The following is a 19,263-nucleotide window of genomic DNA, read 5'->3' as shown; positions in this document are numbered from 1 at the left end:
GCGGTTTACCAGTACGGCCCGGCCTGATGGTTGTCAGGCAAGTGCGCAATAAAATATTCAGGGCGATGCGTGCGGGCGATTTCCAGCACCGGCAGCACTTGATCCAGGTGCTCGCGCATGGCCGCGGCGGCTTGCAGGGCGTCGCCGGCTTCCAGCATCGCCACCACCTGCCCGTGCTCGGCCACCACCACTTCCATCCGTCCGGGCATGGGCAGTGTCAGCCGGCGGTAGCGGTCAATCTGCGTCTTGGCTTGCTGGATCATCCGCCAGACCCCGGGAAACCCGGCAATATCGGCCAGCGCTTCGTGAAAGTCTTCGTCCGCGCGGTGAAACCCGACGATATCGGCGGCAGCAATACAGGCCAGTTGCCCTGACAACAAACGGCGCAACCGGGCGATGTCCTCTGCCCTGCCCCGCATGGCGGCGCGCTGCACGATGGCGACTTCCAGCGCCGTGCGCACCAGCATGGCCTCGCCCAGCCGGTCCAGCGGAATACGCGACACGTAGGTACCGACGCGCTGGGTGACTTCCACAAGACCTTCTTCCACCAGGCGCCGCACTGCTTCATGCACCGGCGTGCGGCTGGTGCCGTGCGTTACGGCAATTTCTTTCTCGTTGATGCGGGCACCGGGCAGCATCACCATATCGACAATCTGCTGCCGCAAACTCAGATACACCCGCAGCGCGGCGCTAGGCCGGTTTGCGTCGGGTGCGCCGTTGGCGGCCTCAAACAAGCTGACGCTGATCTCAAGGGCCTCTTCGGTCTGCAGAGCCGGGCCGGGTCGCGCTTCGTGCATGGGATATTCCCGTTATTTTTTGTTGGTTTTGGGGTCTTGTGCAGGCGGATCAGGGCATGGCGCTGACCGGAATGATCGCGCCACGGTGCTGGATGACAGCGCCGGCCAGTTTGTGCGCCGCCTGCATGGCCGCGCCCGGCCCCTGGCCGGTCAGCCGCGCGGCCAGATAACCTGCGGCAAACGAATCGCCCGCCGCCGTGGTATCCACCACCGGCGTGACCGGCACAGGTGCGACTTCCAGCCGCAAGGCATCGGTGGCGACCACGCTGGCTGCGCCGCCGCGCTTGATCACCACCTCGGCCACGCCCAGCGCACGGGTGCGGGCAATCACGGTTTCGACGTCGGCTTCGCCATACAGGGCAACCTCATCATCCAGCGTCAGCAAGGCCAGGCTGGCGAGTGACAACATGCGGCGATAACAGGCTGCGGCCACGGCCGGGCTCTCCCACAGGCGCGCGCGATAATTGTTGTCGAACACGATCATGCCGCCGCGGGCCTTGCATTGCGTCAGCACGTCAAACAGGGTGTCCCGATCGGCCGGGGTCAAAATGGCCAAAGAGATGCCGGATAAATACACCACGTCGGTGCGGGCCAATACGGCCAGTACGCGCTGGGTGTCCGGCCCGTGCAGCCAGTAGCGGGCAGCGGCGTCCTTGCGCCAGTAGTGAAAAGTGCGCTCGCCGGCGTCGTCGGTTTCAATCAGATAAATACCCGGCAGGCGATCCGCCAGACGTTGCACCCAACGGGTCACAATGCCTTCGGCTTGCCAGTTGGCCAGCATTTCCTCTGACAGGCTGTCGGTGCCCAGCGCACTGACATAGGCGACGTCGAACGGTGCCGGTTTGAGCTGCCGCGCCAGGTAAACGGCGGTGTTCAGCGTATCGCCACCAAAGCGGTACGCCAGCCCGCCCGGTTGGCGTTGCAGTTCAACCATGCATTCACCGATCACGGCAATGGTTTGACGCATTTCAGAGCGGGCGGCATTCATCAGACGTTTCCTTTTGCGTAACGGGCGGCCATGGCATCCAGGCTCACCGGTTTGATCCGGCTGGCCTTGCCGGCAGCGCCAAAAGCCTCATAACGGGCAATGCAGATATCGCGCATGGCCTCGGTGGCCTTGCCCAGATATTTGCGGGGATCGAACTCGTCACGGTGGGTGGCGAAAGCGCGGCGGATGGCGCCGGTGGCGGCAAGGCGCAGATCGGTATCAATGTTGATCTTGCGAACGCCATGACGAATGCCCTCGACGATCTCGGGCACCGGTACGCCCCAGGTTTCGGCAATGTCGCCGCCGTGATCGTTGATGGTTTTAAGCCAGTCTTGCGGTACGGAAGAACTGCCGTGCATGACCAGATGGGTATTGGGCAGGCGGGCGTGAATCTGGCGGATGCGGTCGATCGCCAGCGTGTCGCCGGTGGGCGGCTTGCTGAACTTGTAGGCGCCGTGGCTGGTGCCAATGGCAATGGCCAGTGCATCAACACCGGTCGCGGCGACAAAGGCGGCGGCTTCTTCCGGGTCGGTCAGCATCTGGCTGTGATCCAGCGTGCCCTCGGCACCCACGCCATCCTCTTCGCCCGCTGAGCCGGTTTCCAGACTGCCCAGACACCCCAGTTCGCCCTCTACCGAGACGCCGCAAGCGTGGGCAAAACTGGTCACGGTGCGGGTAACGTGCACGTTGTAGTCGTAATCTGCCGGGGTTTTGCCGTTATCCAGCAAAGAGCCATCCATCATCACCGAAGAAAAACCCAGCTGGATGGCGCGCTGGCACACCGCCGGGCTGGTGCCGTGGTCTTGATGCATGACGATGGGCAGATGCGGAAATTCTTCGACGGCCGCCAGGATCAGATGACGCAGGAACGGCGCACCGGCATAGGCACGGGCACCGGCCGACGCCTGCACGATCACCGGGCTGTCGGTACGGTCTGCCGCCAGCATGATGGCGCGCATCTGCTCCAGATTATTGACGTTGAATGCCGGCAAACCGTACTGGTAGTCGGCGGCGTGATCCAGCAACTGGCGCATGGAAACGAGGGGCATGACAAAACTCCTTGTGCCCGGATGCAGCGTGCACCCGGGGCAAATCTGATCAGTATTCGGTCCAGAGGTTACGCAGGGCGTCGACGAGGTCTGGCAGCGGACGGCGGGCGTGCTGGTGATAGTTTTCGAGGCGTTCCACCTCATCGCGTGAGCCCAGCATGACCGGCGTGCGCTGGTGCAATGTGTGCGGCTGGATATCCATCACGCGCTCGTGCCCGGTGCTGCTTTTGCCGCCGGCCTGCTCCACCAGCATGGACATCGGGTTGGCTTCATACAGCAGCCGCAACTTGCCAAAGCGGCTGACTTCGCGGGCATCTTGCGGGTACAGGAACACGCCGCCACGCAGCAAGATGCGGTGGACATCGGCCACCATGGCCGCCACCCAGCGCATGTTGAAATCCTGCTGGCGCGGGCCGTGGGTGCCGGCCATGCATTCCTGTACATAGCGCTTGACCGGGCTTTCCCAATGCCGGGTATTGGCGGTGTTAATGGCGAACTCGCGCGTCTGGCGCGGGATGGCCATGCGCGGATGGGTAAGGATGAACTCGCCGGTCGTGCGCTCCAGCGTGAAGCCATGCGTGCCGTCACCCGTAGTCAGCACCAGCATGGTGGCCGGGCCGTAAATGGCGTAGCCGGCGCAGACTTGTTCAGAGCCAGGTTGCAAAAAGTCGGCCTCGGTGGCGGCAACGCGCGCACCAGGGCATTTGAGGATCGAAAAAATGGTGCCGACCGGGGCGTTGATATCGACATTGGACGATCCATCCAGCGGATCAAACAGCAACAAGTACTGCCCTGCCGTGCGCTCCTGGCTGGTGCGGCTGATACGCGCCATTTCTTCCGAGGCCAGCGCGGCCAGCGCCACGTGTTCACGCGTGCCGGTCAGCAAGATATCGTTGGCGATGATGTCGAGCTTTTTCTGCTCTTCGCCCTGCACGTTATCGACCCCCGCACTGCCGGTGGTCCCGGCCAGCGCGCTGCGGTCCACCGCCGCTGCAATGGTGCGGCAGCACATGGCCACCTGATGGATCAACTGGTAAAGCGCCACCGGATGACGATCATCGGACGCGCATTCAGTTGCAATGAAAGTAGAAAGATTGATACTCATGATTCACCTGTCTGACATGACCATCCGCGCTCAGGAGCGCACTGCTGCCTTGTAGATGCGGGACAGCGCCTGCGGCGACAGCGATGCGCGCCCCACCAGGGCGCCATCGACATCCGGCATCGCAAACAGCGCCGCCGCGTTGTGTTCGCTGACACTGCCGCCGTACAGCACGCTGATTTCGCCCGCGGCAACGGGGTCGGTTTCAGCAAGGCAAGCGCGGATAAACGCGTGCGCGGCCTGGGCTTCATCCGGCGTGGCCGCCGTGCCCGTGCCTATGGCCCAGACCGGTTCATAGGCCACCACCACCTCACGCCAGCCCGGGATCTCGACCAGATGGCGCAACTGCCGCGAGAGGATGTGTTCCGTAAGCTGGTTGTCGCGCTCCAGCCGGCTTTCACCAATGCACACCACGGGCGTGATCCCGGCATCCAGGCACGCCTGGGCCTTGGCTGCCGTCAGCTGATCGCACTCCAGGTGATGCCGCCGCCGCTCTGAATGCCCGACAATGGCGTAGCTGCAGCCGATCTCTGCCAGCATGCGGGCAGACCATTCGCCGGTCCGCTCGCCGCCAGACAACTCGGCCACGTTCTGCGCACTCATAGCCAGCCGCGTGCCTTGCGCCAGACGCCGTATCTCGCCCAGGTAAGGTGCGGGCGGGCACAACACCAGCGCAACCTGAGGCACCACGACGTCCGCCAGCACACTGACGGTTTCCAGGCATAAATCCAGATCGCCATGCATCTTCCAGTTCCCGATAACCAGCCGCTGGCGTGCGGGCTGGACCGGTAGCACATTGGCCGCTTTGTTCGGGCTTCTTGTGAAAGCCGACAGCGGTCCTTTTTTCATTTCAGCCATTTCCCTGTCCTGTTAGGGCCGTTAAAACGCTGCAAATGTCTATGCGATTGGCATACATGCCAGCATCGCTGACCGGATCAGGCTGACGGTTGCACAGGCAAACCGGATCGGGTCAACAAGCTGTGATCGGGAAGAACAACCTCCCGGCATTGCCGGGAGGTTGAGAAGCGCGCCACCGCCACGGGGTGACGCGCGCAGTGCTCTGGATTACTGGGAAGCCCAGGTAGAGCCAAACAGGTTGGATTGACCAATGGCCGGGAAGTCGACGAAGGCGTTGCTGCAATCGACAACCTTGCTCGGGTCAACGGCTTGCGTAACCTGGCCATTCACCGTCACGTTGTCCGAAGTGCTGCCAAAGATCGGCAGGTTGACGCCCTTGATGGTCAGGTTGGCATCCGACATGGCGCTCATGGTGACGGCCGATGCGTTGTCAGCAACCACGTTGTTCAGCGTCATGGTCAGCGGCAGTTGCGCATTGCCAGAGCCACCGGTGTTGGCTGCAAAACCCTGCAGCTTGGCGTTCGAAGTACCCATGATGCGCACGTTGTTCAACGTGATGTCATGGAAGTTCGGGTCCAGGTACTTGGTATACGTCACACCGTTTTGCGTAATGGTCGGCAGTGCCTTGGTGCTGTAGTACGGGGTGAACAGCAAGGCGTTTTGCGCGTTCTTGATACAAATATTGGTGTAGGTGATGTTGCTGACTTCACCGCCACGCGCATAGTCGGACTTGATACGCAGACCTTCTTCAGAACCTTCGAACGAGTTGTCGTACACCTGCACGTTGGTCACACCGGAGTTGGTTTCGCTACCGATCGAGATACCATGACCCCAGTAGATGTGGTTGTGGGCGATGATGATGCCCCACTTGCGATCGGAACGAACATCACGGTTACCGTCGATGGCAAACAGGCTGTTACCCAGCGGGCCGACGTAGGTCGAACCAGGCGTCGGGTTGTTGCTGCCCTTCAGTGCGATGTCATCGTCGCCGGTGCTGACGTGGTTGAACACGAACACGAAGTTCTTCAGATAGCCGTCAAACGAGATCTTGCCGGTGCTGGAAGAGGTGGTGGTCGATGCGATGGTCGAAGTACCGCCGCTGACAGGCGTGGTCACCGTGTTGCTGCCGCTGGTCACCAGGGCCACTTGCGTCGCCTTGCTGGCCGAACCCGGATCAAACGCGTCGGTGTTCTTGACGTTGTCTTCAGTGAAGGTGGCGCCGGTATACAGCGGGTTACCGTTACCAGCCGGGTTGGCAAACGCGGCCAGCGTCGGGGTTTGTACCTTCACGCCCCACACGGTCAGGCCGTCAACACCGCTTGGTACCACGTGGAAGTTGGCGCTGTTGTTCAGGGTAATGCGATACAGCGTCAGGTTCTTGGCGTAGTTGAACACCATCATGCGGAAGTTGGACTGCGAGCCAGCGCCGGTCGTGCCGTTCTGCACCATGTTGCCCAGATAAGCCAGATCCCACCAGGTCATGTTGCGGGCGGAAGACTTGGTATCCACAACCGTGCCACCGTTGTCGCAAGAAGTGCCGTTGGTAGCTTGCGCACCGATCGCGTAGGAGGCGTAGGTGTTGGAACACGTCATGTCCACTTTCATCAACGGATAGAGCTTGTTGGACGTGACGATTTCCGAGTAAGCACGGCTATCGATACGGCCATCACCCATCACGGCAGAGTTCACCAGGTTGTTACCGTTGATCAGGGCCAGACAGTTGCTGGAGCTACCGGCCTTGGTCGCGCTCACTGCGGTGTTGCCGCAATAGGTGCTGGTCCCGGCCAGATAGGTCATGACATCGCGCGAGGCGTAGAGCGTCACGCCCTTGTCGATCCACAAGGTCACGCCCGACGGCAGCGTCAGCGGGCCGCTGATAAAGCCGTTAGAGCCATCAGCCCCCTGGCTGACCACAAGGCGCACGGCAAACTTGGACGCTCTGTAGGTCGGCTTGGCCAGTTCTTCACCCGTTGCACCGGCAATGTTCTGTGCCATTTGCGTGGTGGTATAGGCTTGCTTGGCGTAATCGTACTGGCGCAGCGTGACCTGGGCGTTGGCCAGGGTTTGCGCTGCAGTCGCGGCGGCATCAGCGGCCTGGATCCTGGCGCCGACTTCTGCGTCAACCGAGGCACCGCAAGCGTTCAGTGCAGCCTGGATACGCGCCTGATCCGGGTTGGATGTGGTGGTTGCGACACCGGCACCCGAGGTGGACGGATCTGCTTCCGGTGGCAGCGAGCCATCAGGACGGCTGACGATTGGCACCTGGTTAGAGCCAATGGTATTGGGCTGTGCGTACAGGGTGGCACACACCTGGGTGTCCGTCGGCAGCGTCGGCTCTGGCGGCAGATTGGCGTCATAGCTGACCGTACCAACCTGGAACGGCTTGTCGGACGAATAGCTGTTGGCATTGGCGTTATCACTACCGCCGCCGCACGCGGTCATGGCAATAGCAGTTGCGGCCATTGCACAAGTCAGGGCCGCCGCCCCTTTCCAGCGCTGCAACAGCGCTCTGGATGCGTTCATTTTCATGATTTGACTTCTCCGGAACCGGGCCTTCGCTGTACGCAACTGCCCGTGGTTTCATCGTTGTTTTGGCCAAACACCGGCTGGCGAGCGGCAAGCCGCTCCCTGCGGTACGGAAAAACCGTACCGGGGTATGCCACGGTGATTGCTTTCTGGCGCGAATGCGCCGGGAAATCAGAAGTGCGCGATCAGGCCAACACCAAATGCGCGCGGGCTATCACCCGGGGCCAGATAGGCGCTGCTGGTTCCCGAGTTGTTGCTGTAAATCGGCGCTTGTCCCAGATTCACGCTTTGCTGGGACTTGTTATTGATATCGGTGTAATAAACATAAGTGGACAAGTAATCATTGAACTTGTACATGGCGCCGACCGACCATTGCGTGGCTTCGTAATCTTCCGGATTGGCATAAGTGGCATCATCAAGCTTGCCCAGTTTTGAATAACCGGCCATCAAGGAAATGTTTTCGCCAATATCCTGTGCAGCAGAAATCATCCAGCCATTCTGTTTCATTTTGCCCAGCGTTGTGGACGGATACAGATTGGTGCCGCTGGCCGGTATGAATTGCGAATAACCGTAATTGGCTACTTCATAACCGACACCCACATAGGTTTTGGTCGGGAATTTGTACGAGGCAACGAGCTTGTAAAAATAAGTATCGACGTTATTGACCGCGCCAGTCTGGAAACCATAACCGGCACTCAGGTTATCGGTCAGCACACCGGTATTGGCCTGGCGATCATACCCGGCGCCAATTTCAAAGCCGCCAATGCCGTATTTGGCTGCCAGCGAGTAACGGCCACGATTGCCGCCGTTGCTTTCGTTCTCGTCAAACCCGTAAGAGGCCGCGGCCTGAAAGCCTGCCCACACCGGCGAGGTGTAATGCACGGAGTTCTTGTAGCGGGCTTCGCCACGGCTGAAGATGCTGTTGGCGTTACCGGTCATCTGGGCCGAGGTATTGTTCAGAACGTCAAGGCCGTGCGAAGTCAGACCCAGGTTACCGCCCAGTTCACCGCCGGAACCCACCAGGCTGCGATACGCCGAATCATTGTTACCGGCAATCAGGCGACCAAAGCGGGTGTCGTCAATACCAATGAATGTATTGCGCGATTCCAGCGTAGCGGAACTACCCTGGTCATTCACGCCACCATTTTCAAAGTTATTCAGGCCACCTTCCAGTTGCCAGATCCCTCTGGCGTACTGGTTAATGCCAATAGAGCCGGAAAATCCAAGGCGGGAATTGCCATCAGAAACACGGCCACGCGAATTATATGGCGTAGCGCCACCTTCAGCCTGAACCGATTCAATCTGGCCATTCAGAAAACCATAAATGGTGGTTTGAATATCCAGGTCTTTCATGGCCTGGCTCACATCGGCAAACGCCGGAGCACAGATACAACTGAAAACCGATGCGCCAGCCAGCAGCATGGCTTTCACTCTGAAATTGCCACTTCTTTCCATTGTGATACTCCCCATTTTAAAACGCCGATTCATTCGGCCTTGTAGTACTGCAATTCATTCGCAATTGATTGGTCTGATTGCAAAATGCGGGCGTAAAAAGTCCCTTTCCGCCAGGCTGGCGGAAAAAAAGCAATACCAGGTATTTGTTTGAGCTTCAGGCGTTCAGATGCAGCAGATCACGCCTTGTTCCTGTCCGCCGGACCGGGGTGCACTACCGCCCGGGCCGGCATCCGGCAAATCAATCAGGCAGTGGCAACAGCGCCGACCGGTGCCTGGGTCACAATCACACGTTCACGGGCCAGCAGGCAGACAATCACGGCCGCAACGATGTCAAAGAACGCCAGCACCACAAACAGCGGGCTGTAACCGATTTGCGTTACCAGCACGCCAAACACCAGGGTGAACAAGGTGGCGCCCAGGTAACCGAACATGCCGCCCAGACCGGTGGCGGTCGCCACTTCGTTCTTGCCGAACACGTCCGACGTAATGGCATACAGCGCGCCAGAAAGGGTCTGGTGGGCAAAGCCGCCAACACACAAGAGCGCAATTGCAGCGTACGGGCTGGCAACCAGGCCGACACAAGCCGGGCCGATCATGCACAGCGAACCGGTCACCATGACCATCTTGCGGGAAGTGAACAGCGAGACCTTGCAATACTTGTGGTACAGCGGGCTCAGATAACCACCCAGCACGCAGCCGATATCGGCAGCCAGGAATGGCAACCAGGCAAACAGGGCGATCTCTTTCAGGTTCATGTGGCGTTCAGTCGCCATGTACAGCGGAATCCAGGCATTGAAGGTTTGCCATGCCGGTTCAGACAGGAAACGCGGGATACCAATGGACCAGAAGTCACGGTTACGCAGGATTTCTTTCCACGATGCCTTTTTGGTGCTGGCTTCGGCGTACTTGGCTTCCTGACCGGCCAGGATGTAATCGCGCTCTTCATTGGACAGATGCTTCTGGTCTTTGGGGTGCTTGTACAGCCACATCCACAGACCGGTCCAGATGATGCCCAGACCACCCACGATCACGAAGCCCCACTCCCAGCTGCCGTGCAGGATGGACCAGACCACCAGCGGCGGCGCGCACAAGGCGCCAATGGAAGAACCGATGTTGAACCAGCCAATGGCGACCGAGCGCTCTTTGGCCGGGAACCATTCGGTGGTGGCTTTCACCCCCGCCGGGATCCCCGCCGCTTCACTAAGCCCCAGCAAGCCGCGCATGAACGCCAGGCTTTGCCAGCCCGTTGCCATGGCAGCGCCAGCACAAGCCACCGACCAGGCCAGTGCAAAAATGGCAAAACCCATCTTGGTACCGATGGTATCGAGCACGTAACCGGCAACGGGCTGCATAAAGGCGTAACAGATCTGCCAGGAGACCACGATCCATGAGTACTCTTTGGCGGTGAAATGCATCTCCTCCATCATGGTAGGTGCAGCCACCGACAGCGTGTTGCGGGCCAGATAGTTGACAATCAGCCCCGCGGTGACCAACCCCACCATCCACCAGCGCATGCCTTTGATTTTATTCATGACGTATCCTTCAACCACTTGATTGATAAGCCAGCCGCTCCGGCCTGGCTTGTTGACCAGGTCCGGACTCCAGCGCGGCTGAATTTAACCGGATCGTTCGGGTTGTGGCGTTACCTTGCCAAAACCGTCGACCTCTGCAAATTGAATTCAAACCATCAACATCAGATACGGCAGTCTGCACTGCCCGTATGCACAGCCATTTACCGGTGGTCTTCCCGCTTTTTCATGATGAACGGGTTATGCCGGGCCAGCGCATGGCACTGTTCTTTCTCAGTTTTTTGTGCAACGCACCAGATGCGTGCATTTCCGCACTGCATTGGTGATATATCAGAATGCTGCGCCTAATATATCAGCATGACAAGCGCTTTGTAGGTACCCTGGATCAAACTACATTTGCCCGGAAAGGCAGGAAAAATGGGGAAACCCAAGGAAGATGCGGGTCGGCAGGAGGAAAGCCTTGGCCAGGGTGTTACAGTTTTTTTGCGTTAAATCAAAAAATGGACTGCAACCTTTAGGCGACACCCCGATCAGCCAGACGGCCGGTGGCTGGCAGCCGGATAACCGGAGCGCCAAGCCCTTGCTGCAGGCGGCGTTCAGCTAAAACGGACGCAGCACCGTTCTTTATATTGCGGTGCCGCAAATCATGCTGTCGATGATCTCGATCCAGTGCAGCACGGGCATCGCCGTACCGTTTTGCAAGTGCGCCAGGCAACCGATATTGGCAGTGGCGATGCAGGCGGCCCCGGTCTTGACCAGCGCCCGGCACTTGTCGTCACGCAGGGTGCGCGCAAGGTCTGGTTGAAACAACGAATACGTGCCGGCAGAGCCGCAACACAGATGGGCGTCCTGCGGCAAACTGGCATTGATGCCGAAGGCGGCCAGAATCTCTTCGACCTTGCCGCGCAATTGCAGGCCGTGTTGCAAGGTACAGGGCGGATGAAACGCCACGCCCGCTGGCGACGGCCAGCGTGCCTGCTGCGCCAGTTGCCGGGCTACGGGTTCAATGATCTCTGCGATATCCCGGCTCAGCGCCGAGACGCGTTCGGCCTTTTGCGCATAACGGGCGTCATTGCGCAGACGGTGGCCGTACTCCTTGAGCGCCACACCGCAGCCTGAGGCATTGCTGACAATGGCCTCGGCCCCGGCCTCAATCATGGGCCACCAGGCGTCGATATTGCGGCGCGCGTCTTTTAACGCCAGTTCATCAAAATCCATATGTTGGCGAATAGCGCCACAGCATTGCGCACCAGACGCACGCAAGGTCTGGATGCCGGCTTTATCCAGCACGCGGGCGGTGGCGCGGTTGATATTGGGCGCCATGCTGGGTTGTACGCAGCCTTGCAGCAAAATGATCTTGCGGGGGTGCTGGCCACGCGGCCAGACCCCGCCGGCCAGACGCCGGGCCGGAATATGATCGGCCAGCGCCGCCGGCAATGCCGGTTGCAACACCTGTCCAAGGCGCAACACCGGCGTAAACAGAATGCCGTTATGCAAAAACGCGGCCAGTGCCCGCCGCATGGCCTGTTCTGTCAGCGTGCGCGGATTGCGTTTGAGTACCATTTGCCGGCCGGTTTCCAGCAACCGGCCGTATTGCACCCCGGCCGGGCAGGTGGTCTCGCAATTGCGGCAGGTCAGGCAGCGGTCCAGATGCGTGCGGGTGTCCGCGCTGGTGGCGTGGCCTTCCAGCATCTGCTTGATCAGATAGATGCGCCCACGTGGCCCATCCAGTTCGTCGCCCAGGATCTGGTATGTCGGGCAGGTGGCATTGCAAAAACCGCAATGCACGCACTTGCGCAAAATGGCTTCGGCCTCTTCGCCTTCAGGGGTGTCGCGCACGGTTTGTTGCAGACGGGTTTGCATGATGGGCGGGTGTCCACGTCAGAATCGCGGGTCGATACGGTGTGGATTGAAAATGCCGGAAGGATCAAACACCGCCTTGAGACGGCGCTGGATGGTGGCCATCGGGCCGGGCAAGGATGAAAACGCGCACACGCCCTGCTCTGCTCCGGCGCCGCTGCGAAACAAGGTGGCGTGACCGCCCGCCAGATCGGCAATCCGGCGGATTTCAGCCGCAGGTTCATGGGTTCGCCACCAGCGCTGGCCGCCGCCCCATTCCAGCCATTGCGCGCCTTCCAGCGCCAGCGCCGGGGTGGTGGGTGGCACGGCAACCCGCCATAGCGCGGTGCCCTCTTGCGCGGCTTGCGGCGCAAAGAAATCATGCGATTGCTCACGCAGCGCCTGCCAATACGCCTGAGCGGTTTCTTCTGCCACAAAATCCCCGCCCAGTTGGGCGACAGCGGCCTCTACCCCTGCATGGCTGCCCGACAGGCGCAGCATCAATTCGCCTTCATGCCAGGCCGAGGCGCTCATGGGTACCGGTTTGCCTGCCCAGTGATTCAGCGTTTCGATGGCCTGGTTTTCATCCATCACAAACCGCAGCGAGCGCGTCGCCACCGGCACGGGCAACAGGCGCAGAGAGACTTCCAGAATCAGCCCCAGCGTGCCGAGCGAGCCCGCCATCAGCCGCGCGACGTCATAACCGGCCACGTTTTTCATGACCTGGCCGCCAAAGCGCATGACTTCGCCGCGCCCGTTCATGATCGTCACCCCCAGCACGAAATCCCGGATCGCCCCGGCGTACGGGCGCCGCGGCCCGGCCAGACCGGCCGCCACGCAGCCCCCCAGGGTGGCACTGGCACCAAAATGAGGCGGCTCGAACGGCAGCATCTGCCCGCATTCGGCTACGGTGGCCTCGATGTCGGCCAGCGGTGTGCCACAGCAGGCGGTGATCACCAGCTCGGCCGGGTCATAGGCCACCACGCCTTTGTAATCGCGGGTATCGAGCATTTGGCCGGTCACCGGGTTGCCGTACCACGATTTGCTGTCGGCACCACGAATGCGCAGGGGCGTGCCAGCGGCCTGGGCCATCAGCACCTGATCACGCAGGCGGTCCAGAACAGGCGTGGATAGCGCCGCATTGCCCCCCATCAGAACCTCTCAAGGTCGGGAAACGGCAGGCGCCCGCCGCTGACATGCATATGGCCGTATTCGGCACAGCGGGCATGGGTGGGAATGCCCTTGTCGGCATTGAGCAAACCGGCGGGGTCAAAAGCGCGCTTGATCGCCAGAAAGGTCTCGCGCTCGGCCGGGGTGAACTGAACGCACATCGAATCCAGTTTCTCGATGCCGACGCCGTGCTCACCGGTAATGGTGCCGCCCAGTTCGACACAACGCTCCAGGATATCGGCGCCGAAGTCTTCTGCGCGATGAAGCTCATCCGGATCATTGCCATCAAACAGGATCAGCGGATGCAGGTTGCCATCGCCCGCATGAAACACATTCAGGCATTGCAGCCCGTAGACCGCTTCCATGCCCTGAATGCGCTTGAGCAACTTGCCGATGGCCCGGCGCGGAATACTGCCATCCATGCAAAAGTAATCGGGCGCCAGCCGGCCCGCTGCGGGCAAGGCGTTTTTGCGGCCAGACCACCACTTGAGGCGCTCGGCTTCATTGGCCGACACCCGCACATCGCGAACATGGTGGCGTTGCAGCACGGCGCAAATGCGCGCTACTTCTTCGGCCACTTCTTCGCGGTTGCCATCGGCCTCACATAACAAGATGGCTGCGGCGTCCAGATCATAGCCGGCGTGGACAAACGCTTCGACGGCGGCAATGGCGGGCTTGTCCATCATTTCCAGCCCGGCCGGGATAATGCCCTCGCCAATGATGGCTGCCACGGCGTCACCTGCGGTTTCGACATCATCAAAAGTCGCCAGCACCAGTCGCGCCATGGCCGGTCTGGGGATCAGCCGCACCGTAATTTCAGTCACCACGGCAAACATGCCTTCGCTGCCGATCAGCAGCGCCAGCAAATCCAGCCCGGGCGTGTCAGGGGCCAGTGAGCCGAACTCCAGCATGTCGCCATCCATACTGATTGCGCGGACGCGCTGGATGTTATGCACCGTGAGGCCGTATTTCAGGCAATGCAAACCCCCGGCGTTTTCCGCCACATTGCCGCCGATGGTGCAGGCAATCTGCGAGGAAGGATCAGGCGCGTAGTACAAATCAAACGGCGCGGCAGCTTCAGAGATACGAATATTGCGCACACCAGGCTGCACGGTGGCGGTCCGCGCCAGCGGGTCGATGCTGATCACCTGGTTCAAACGGGCCAGCGACAGCACCAGGCTGTTGGGCATGGGCGTTGCCCCGCCAGACAGACTGGTACCGCCGCCACGGGGCACCACCGGCACACCCAGCCGCCGGCACACCCGCAATACGCCCTGGATTTGCGATTCATCGGCCGGCAACGCCACCGCCAGCGGCAATTGCCGATACACCGGCAGCGCATCTGTCTCATAGGGGGCCAGGCTCTCGTCCTCAGTCAGCAACTGACACGCCGGCACAGCCGCGCTCAGCGCCTCGACAAGGCGTGTTTTCAGTTGCAGACGGGCTGCCGTGGGCTTGCCGCTATCGGCCATCATGACAAGGCTGCCTGAGGCCTACAGCGTGATCTTCGTGCCCAATACCTCCAGAAACAGCGCCAGCCAAGCCGGGTGCGCCGGCCAGGCAGGTGCGGTGACCAGATTGCGGTCGCGGTGGGCGGCGGTGATCTCGACCTCGGCATATTTGCCGCCGGCCAGTTGCACTTCGGGCGCACAAGCCGGGTAAGCGGAACAGCTACGCCCTTCCAGCACGCCGGCTGCGGCCAGCAACTGCGCGCCATGGCAGATGGCGGCAATGGGTTTGTCGGTTTTGGCAAAGTGGCGCACCGCGTCCAGTACATCTTTATTCAGGCGGATGTACTCGGGCGCGCGGCCGCCAGGAATCAGCAGCGCATCATAAGCAGTGGCGTTGATTTCACTGAACGTGGCATTCAGGGTGAAGTTATGGCCGCGCTTCTCGCTATAGGTCTGATCGCCTTCAAAATCGTGGATGGCCGTGCGGATTTGCTCACCGGCTTTCTTGCCGGGACAAACCACATCGGGCTTGTGGCCTACCATCAAGAGCGCCTGAAACGGCACCATCAGCTCATAGTCTTCGACGTAATCACCGGCCAGAACCAGAATCTTTTTCGCACTCATGATGATGCTCCGCAGAATCGTGGCAACGGTAAAAGCCGCTGCTCTGGCTTCAAGCTAGTACACAAAAAGCACGGCCGCCGCCTGCCAGTTTTCCAGTTCCTGGCGGGCAGATTGCGCGGGCGCAGCCGCCAGCGTGTCGCCCTGCGGGGGCCGCATCCGGGCCATGACGCTTGAATCTGCCGCTGGCCCCACCCATCTAGCATGAATACGGCAGGCACCGCTTGCCGCTACTGACGTTTCCGGAGCAAATTCATGCGTCGTCGTTTGCTGTTTGCCAGCAGCGTGGTTGCGTTGCTGCATTTATATATCGGTCTGCGCATCTTGCCCGCGCTACCGTTTGATTCTGCGGTGATCACCGCTGGCGTGATCTGGCTGGTGATCTCTACCTTGTTGTTGCCACTCGGGCTGGTGGCCCGTGGTATTTCCAGCCAGCCGCTGTCTGATCGCCTGGCCTGGACGGGCCTTTTGGCCATGGGGTTGTTTTCTTCGTTGTTTGTACTGACGCTGCTGCGTGAGCCCGTGCTGCTGGTGGGCTATCTGGCCTTGCCGGCGGCCGGGTTTGCCACCTTGAAAAGCAGCTCTGCCATGGCCGTGCCGGTGCTGGCCTTGCTGGCAAGCGTTATCGGCTTTGCCAACGCGCGGCGCCGTGCGCGGGTGGTGCAGGTGGATGTCCCGCTGGAGAACCTGCCCGCCGCACTCAACGGTTTTACGATTGTGCAGATCAGCGATATCCACGTTGGCCCGACCATCAAACGCCGCTATCTGGATGCCATCGTCAACAAGGTCAACGCGCTCCAGCCCGATGTCATCGCCGTGACGGGTGACCTGGTCGATGGCAGCGTGGCTGATCTGGCCGCCCACACCGCACCACTGGCCCGCCTGCAAGCGCGCTATGGCGCTTACTTTGTGACGGGCAATCATGAGTATTACTCGGGCGCGGATGAGTGGACGGACGAGTTGCGCCGGCTGGGCCTGCATGTGCTGATGAACGAACACGTGGTGCTGGACCACGGCGGCGCGCCGCTGGTGCTGGCCGGGGTTACTGACTACACCGCCCATCATTTCAACGCGGCGCAACGCAGTGATCCGCAGGCCGCACTGGCCGGTGCGCCGGATAACGCCGGTGCGCGCGTGTTGCTGGCGCATCAGCCACGTTCTGCCATCGCCGCGGATGAAGCCGGCTTTGACCTGCAGTTGTCGGGCCATACCCACGGTGGCCAGTTCTGGCCATGGAACCTGTTTGTACGCTTTCAGCAGCCGTTTACCGCCGGGTTAAACCGGCTGAACCGGCTGTGGGTCTATACCAGCCGCGGCACCGGTTACTGGGGCCCGCCCAAGCGGTTTGGCGCGCCGTCAGAGATCACCCGGGTGCGCCTGGTACCGGCAAGCTGAGCCGGGCTGATAACGTGTGTTTTATGACATGGCCACCTTCGGGTGGCCATGTGCGTTTCTGGCCGTCTGTCTGCCGCCGTCCCGCTGTTTTGACCGTTTTTCAGCGCGTTCCGGCCCTTGGGGACGAACGGTCTTGCGGTGATGTATCAGTCCTGCCAGAGTAGCGCCCCCAAATGCTATTAGCATAAAAGAATAAACTGATCTAACCGCCCGGTTCAGATCCTTCCTGACTATTTCAATACGCGTACCAGACGGAGAGACACATGAAGGTGCACAAGTCACTTGTGCTTGCACTACTGCTGGCCTGCGGCAGCAGCATGGCGATCGCGGCCAAGGGGCCGGCCATCCGCATCGGCATCGACACGGCCTACCCGCCGTTTGCTTCCAAGAACGCAGCCGGCAAGCTGCAGGGCCTGGATATCGATATCCTCAATGCGGTCTGTAAAAAGCTCGACGCCCAGTGCAGCTGGGTAGAAACCCCGTTCGACAAATTGATCAGCGGCCTGTTGACCGCCCGCTATGATCTGATTGGTTCCTCGCTCAACATTACCGAAGAGCGCGCCAAAAGCGTTGCGTTTACCGATCCGATGTACAGCGTGCCCGTGCAACTGGTCGCGGCCAAAGGCAGCAATCTGCAACCGACCCCCGCCGCACTCAAAAGCAAGCGGGTGGGCGTGCTGAAAGATTCGGTCTCCGATGCCTGGGCCAAAGCGCATCTGGAGCCCTATGGCGTGACGCTGGTGCAATACCCCACGCAGGACAAGGTTTACCTTGATCTGATCTCGGGCAAGATCGACGCCTCGCTGCAAGACGCCCAGGCGGCTTATACCGGTTTCCTGAAAACCGCCTTCGGTAACGGCTACAGTTTTGCCGGCGGCCCGCTGCAGGACAACGCGTTGTTCGGTGCCGGCATGGGCCTGGGTTTGCGCAAGAGCGACACCGCGCTGCATCAGCAGATCAACGATGCCCTGAAGGCCCTCAAGGCCGACGGCACGCTGGATCGCATTGCCCATCAGTACACGCAGATCACCGTGCTCAAGGCCGCGGCGACCAAGTAATCGCCACGCTGCGGCACAAGGGGGCGGGCAGCCTGTCCGCCCCTTTTCATTGCTGTTCTCCCCGCTTTCCTCCCCGCCCTGCTATTCCTGGCAATCTTTGGCTATAAAACCTCAAGATGCACAGGAGAAACCAGCATGAACTGGTATGTGGCCGTATTACAGAACTACACCGGCTTTACCGGGCGCGCCCGGCGCAAGGAATTCTGGATGTTTGCGCTATGCAACCTGATCATCAACCTGATCTTGCGCGCAGCAGACCATCTTTTCGGCTTTCTGATTGTCTCGCCCGAAGGCAGCATTGGCATTCTGACCACCCTTTACGGGCTTGCCGTGCTGATCCCGTCACTGGCTGTGGCCGTACGGCGCCTGCACGATGGCGATCACGCGGGCTGGTGGCTGCTGATGGTGTTCCTGCCCATTGTCGGCGGCATTGTGTTGCTGGTCTTCATGCTGCAGCAAAGCACCCCTGGCGCCAACCGCTACGGCCCGTCCCCGCGCCTTGATTTCGACGAGCCCGAACCGCCGATTCCACCGTTTCACAATCATCAGCACTAGGCGACTCGGGGTGGTCCAGTTGCCCCGTCAGCATGATTTACATTATATATTTTTATATAATATAATTTTGCATATTGACCCATCCGGACGTGCGCTGGCATGAACCATCCTCAACCCTCTTTTACAGCCATGCGCCAGGGTGCGCAGGCGGCGACGGCCACCTTGCGCGTGCTGGCCAATCCTGACCGTTTGCTGCTGTTGTGCATGCTCAGCCAGGGGGAGAAATCCGTCAGCGAACTGGAAACCCTGCTGGATCTGCACCAGCCCTCGTTATCCCAACAGCTGGGTGTATTGCGCCAGGAAAACCTGGTCAACACCCGGCGTGAGGGCAAGCAGGTGTTCTACAGCGTGGCCGATGAACGCGTCCTTACCCTGCTGGGCACGCTGTACGCCCTGTATTGCCCTACCCCTTGATGAGTATTCTCATGACCATAGACTGGATGCATTTTTCCCCGTGGTCTGCCCTTGCTGGTGGCGCCTTGATTGGCCTGGCGGCGGGCGGGCTGTTCTTGCTCAATGGCCGCATTGCCGGCATCAGCGGCATTCTGGGCGGTTTGTTCTTCAACAAGCCAGAGCGCGCCAATATCTGGCGCTGGGCGTTTGTAGCAGGTCTGTTGCTGGCGCCGGTACTGTGGCGCGGCGTGGCGGCGCTGCCCGCCATCCAGATCAGCGCGTCCAGTCTCTTGCTGGTCATTGCCGGCTTGCTGGTCGGTTTTGGCACGCGCCTTGGCTCTGGTTGCACCAGCGGGCACGGCGTCTGCGGCTTGTCGCGCTTGTCGGCCCGTTCACTGGTCGCCACGCTGACGTTCATGGCGGTGGGTTTTGTCACGGTCTGGTTGTTGCAGCACGGTTTGCATTAAGGGCAAGGAG

The 19,263-nt window shown here is 60.6% G+C and carries 17 protein-coding genes; 5 read left to right on the top strand and 12 right to left on the bottom strand.

All coding sequences use genetic code 11. The annotated features are described in order from the left end of the window. Window positions 1-5: 5 nt before the first annotated feature. The 12 genes from IEX57_RS02805 to IEX57_RS02750 form a co-directional block, all read right to left on the bottom strand. Window positions 6-797 carry a GntR family transcriptional regulator gene (locus tag IEX57_RS02805; RefSeq protein WP_188702081.1) on the bottom strand — a complete coding sequence of 264 codons (792 nt, stop codon included), beginning with the start codon at window positions 795-797 and terminating at the stop codon, window positions 6-8. Between the two features lie 49 nt (window positions 798-846). Continuing rightward, window positions 847-1,785: a 2-dehydro-3-deoxygluconokinase gene (kdgK, locus tag IEX57_RS02800; protein ID WP_308433851.1), complete on the bottom strand. Its 939-nt coding sequence runs from the start codon at window positions 1,783-1,785 to the stop codon at window positions 847-849. After that, complete coding sequence (gene fba / locus IEX57_RS02795; protein WP_188702079.1) at window positions 1,785-2,834, bottom strand: class II fructose-bisphosphate aldolase; 1,050 nt, start codon at window positions 2,832-2,834, stop codon at window positions 1,785-1,787. Before fba ends, kdgK begins: the two co-directional genes overlap by 1 nt. Window positions 2,835-2,883: 49 nt before the next feature. Beyond that, a complete protein-coding gene (locus tag IEX57_RS02790) occupies window positions 2,884-3,939 on the bottom strand; it encodes a class 1 fructose-bisphosphatase (protein ID WP_188702077.1) in 1,056 nt (351 codons plus the stop codon). Window positions 3,940-3,969: 30 nt separating this feature from the next. Continuing rightward, window positions 3,970-4,794: a triose-phosphate isomerase gene (tpiA, locus tag IEX57_RS02785; protein WP_229708627.1), complete on the bottom strand. Its 825-nt coding sequence runs from the start codon at window positions 4,792-4,794 to the stop codon at window positions 3,970-3,972. A gap of 207 nt (window positions 4,795-5,001) precedes the next feature. Continuing rightward, window positions 5,002-7,323, bottom strand: a complete 2,322-nt coding sequence (locus tag IEX57_RS02780; RefSeq protein WP_229708625.1) for a glycoside hydrolase family 28 protein — start codon at window positions 7,321-7,323, stop codon at window positions 5,002-5,004. Between the two features lie 168 nt (window positions 7,324-7,491). Beyond that, window positions 7,492-8,742 (bottom strand): porin, encoded by a 1,251-nt coding sequence (locus IEX57_RS02775; RefSeq protein ID WP_373285154.1) that lies wholly within the window; start codon window positions 8,740-8,742, stop codon window positions 7,492-7,494. A 275-nt stretch (window positions 8,743-9,017) separates the two neighbouring features. Continuing rightward, window positions 9,018-10,307, bottom strand: coding sequence for an MFS transporter (locus IEX57_RS02770; protein ID WP_188702072.1), 1,290 nt, complete (start codon window positions 10,305-10,307; stop codon window positions 9,018-9,020). A 621-nt stretch (window positions 10,308-10,928) separates the two neighbouring features. Beyond that, window positions 10,929-12,167 (bottom strand): glycolate oxidase subunit GlcF, encoded by a 1,239-nt coding sequence (glcF, locus tag IEX57_RS02765; protein ID WP_188702070.1) that lies wholly within the window; start codon window positions 12,165-12,167, stop codon window positions 10,929-10,931. A gap of 18 nt (window positions 12,168-12,185) precedes the next feature. Then, window positions 12,186-13,295 carry a glycolate oxidase subunit GlcE gene (gene glcE, locus IEX57_RS02760; RefSeq protein ID WP_188702069.1) on the bottom strand — a complete coding sequence of 370 codons (1,110 nt, stop codon included), beginning with the start codon at window positions 13,293-13,295 and terminating at the stop codon, window positions 12,186-12,188. Beyond that, window positions 13,295-14,788 carry an FAD-linked oxidase C-terminal domain-containing protein gene (locus tag IEX57_RS02755; protein WP_188702068.1) on the bottom strand — a complete coding sequence of 498 codons (1,494 nt, stop codon included), beginning with the start codon at window positions 14,786-14,788 and terminating at the stop codon, window positions 13,295-13,297. The genes glcE and IEX57_RS02755 overlap by 1 nt, the downstream gene beginning before the upstream one ends. Window positions 14,789-14,806: 18 nt before the next feature. Continuing rightward, entirely contained in the window at window positions 14,807-15,388 is a 582-nt protein-coding gene (locus tag IEX57_RS02750; protein ID WP_188702067.1) for a DJ-1/PfpI family protein, read from the bottom strand. A gap of 252 nt (window positions 15,389-15,640) precedes the next feature. Between IEX57_RS02750 and IEX57_RS02745 the strand changes: the two genes are divergently transcribed. From IEX57_RS02745 to IEX57_RS02725, 5 genes are all read left to right on the top strand, one after another. Continuing rightward, complete coding sequence (locus tag IEX57_RS02745; protein WP_188702066.1) at window positions 15,641-16,780, top strand: metallophosphoesterase; 1,140 nt, start codon at window positions 15,641-15,643, stop codon at window positions 16,778-16,780. A gap of 263 nt (window positions 16,781-17,043) precedes the next feature. Then, window positions 17,044-17,838 (top strand): transporter substrate-binding domain-containing protein, encoded by a 795-nt coding sequence (locus IEX57_RS02740; RefSeq protein ID WP_188702065.1) that lies wholly within the window; start codon window positions 17,044-17,046, stop codon window positions 17,836-17,838. A gap of 135 nt (window positions 17,839-17,973) precedes the next feature. Then, complete coding sequence (locus tag IEX57_RS02735; protein WP_188702064.1) at window positions 17,974-18,393, top strand: DUF805 domain-containing protein; 420 nt, start codon at window positions 17,974-17,976, stop codon at window positions 18,391-18,393. Between the two features lie 99 nt (window positions 18,394-18,492). Beyond that, window positions 18,493-18,807: an ArsR/SmtB family transcription factor gene (locus IEX57_RS02730; RefSeq protein ID WP_268238295.1), complete on the top strand. Its 315-nt coding sequence runs from the start codon at window positions 18,493-18,495 to the stop codon at window positions 18,805-18,807. An 11-nt stretch (window positions 18,808-18,818) separates the two neighbouring features. After that, a complete protein-coding gene (locus tag IEX57_RS02725; RefSeq protein WP_188702063.1) occupies window positions 18,819-19,253 on the top strand; it encodes a YeeE/YedE family protein in 435 nt (144 codons plus the stop codon). Window positions 19,254-19,263: the final 10 nt, after the last annotated feature.

Source organism: Silvimonas iriomotensis, from assembly GCF_014645535.1.
In the GTDB taxonomy this organism is placed as follows: domain Bacteria; phylum Pseudomonadota; class Gammaproteobacteria; order Burkholderiales; family Chitinibacteraceae; genus Silvimonas; species Silvimonas iriomotensis.
Note: the sequence above shows the minus strand (reverse complement) of the source record. Positions and strands in the feature narration are given on the sequence as shown.

What these genes read in the sequence shown, in the direction of transcription:
- IEX57_RS02745 (WP_188702066.1), top strand. Translation starts at nt 15,641, where the DNA reads ATGCGTCGTCGTTTGCTGTTTGCCAGCAGCGTGGTTGCGTTGCTGCAT.
- IEX57_RS02805 (WP_188702081.1), bottom strand. Translation starts at nt 797, where the DNA reads ATGCACGAAGCGCGACCCGGCCCGGCTCTGCAGACCGAAGAGGCCCTT.
- IEX57_RS02750 (WP_188702067.1), bottom strand. Translation starts at nt 15,388, where the DNA reads ATGAGTGCGAAAAAGATTCTGGTTCTGGCCGGTGATTACGTCGAAGAC.
- IEX57_RS02740 (WP_188702065.1), top strand. Translation starts at nt 17,044, where the DNA reads ATGAAGGTGCACAAGTCACTTGTGCTTGCACTACTGCTGGCCTGCGGC.
- IEX57_RS02735 (WP_188702064.1), top strand. Translation starts at nt 17,974, where the DNA reads ATGAACTGGTATGTGGCCGTATTACAGAACTACACCGGCTTTACCGGG.
- glcE (WP_188702069.1), bottom strand. Translation starts at nt 13,295, where the DNA reads ATGGGGGGCAATGCGGCGCTATCCACGCCTGTTCTGGACCGCCTGCGT.
- IEX57_RS02790 (WP_188702077.1), bottom strand. Translation starts at nt 3,939, where the DNA reads ATGAGTATCAATCTTTCTACTTTCATTGCAACTGAATGCGCGTCCGAT.
- IEX57_RS02780 (WP_229708625.1), bottom strand. Translation starts at nt 7,323, where the DNA reads ATGAAAATGAACGCATCCAGAGCGCTGTTGCAGCGCTGGAAAGGGGCG.
- IEX57_RS02730 (WP_268238295.1), top strand. Translation starts at nt 18,493, where the DNA reads ATGAACCATCCTCAACCCTCTTTTACAGCCATGCGCCAGGGTGCGCAG.
- IEX57_RS02770 (WP_188702072.1), bottom strand. Translation starts at nt 10,307, where the DNA reads ATGAATAAAATCAAAGGCATGCGCTGGTGGATGGTGGGGTTGGTCACC.
- glcF (WP_188702070.1), bottom strand. Translation starts at nt 12,167, where the DNA reads ATGCAAACCCGTCTGCAACAAACCGTGCGCGACACCCCTGAAGGCGAA.
- IEX57_RS02725 (WP_188702063.1), top strand. Translation starts at nt 18,819, where the DNA reads ATGACCATAGACTGGATGCATTTTTCCCCGTGGTCTGCCCTTGCTGGT.
- fba (WP_188702079.1), bottom strand. Translation starts at nt 2,834, where the DNA reads ATGCCCCTCGTTTCCATGCGCCAGTTGCTGGATCACGCCGCCGACTAC.
- IEX57_RS02755 (WP_188702068.1), bottom strand. Translation starts at nt 14,788, where the DNA reads ATGATGGCCGATAGCGGCAAGCCCACGGCAGCCCGTCTGCAACTGAAA.
- kdgK (WP_308433851.1), bottom strand. Translation starts at nt 1,785, where the DNA reads ATGAATGCCGCCCGCTCTGAAATGCGTCAAACCATTGCCGTGATCGGT.
- IEX57_RS02775 (WP_373285154.1), bottom strand. Translation starts at nt 8,742, where the DNA reads ATGCTGCTGGCTGGCGCATCGGTTTTCAGTTGTATCTGTGCTCCGGCG.
- tpiA (WP_229708627.1), bottom strand. Translation starts at nt 4,794, where the DNA reads ATGGCTGAAATGAAAAAAGGACCGCTGTCGGCTTTCACAAGAAGCCCG.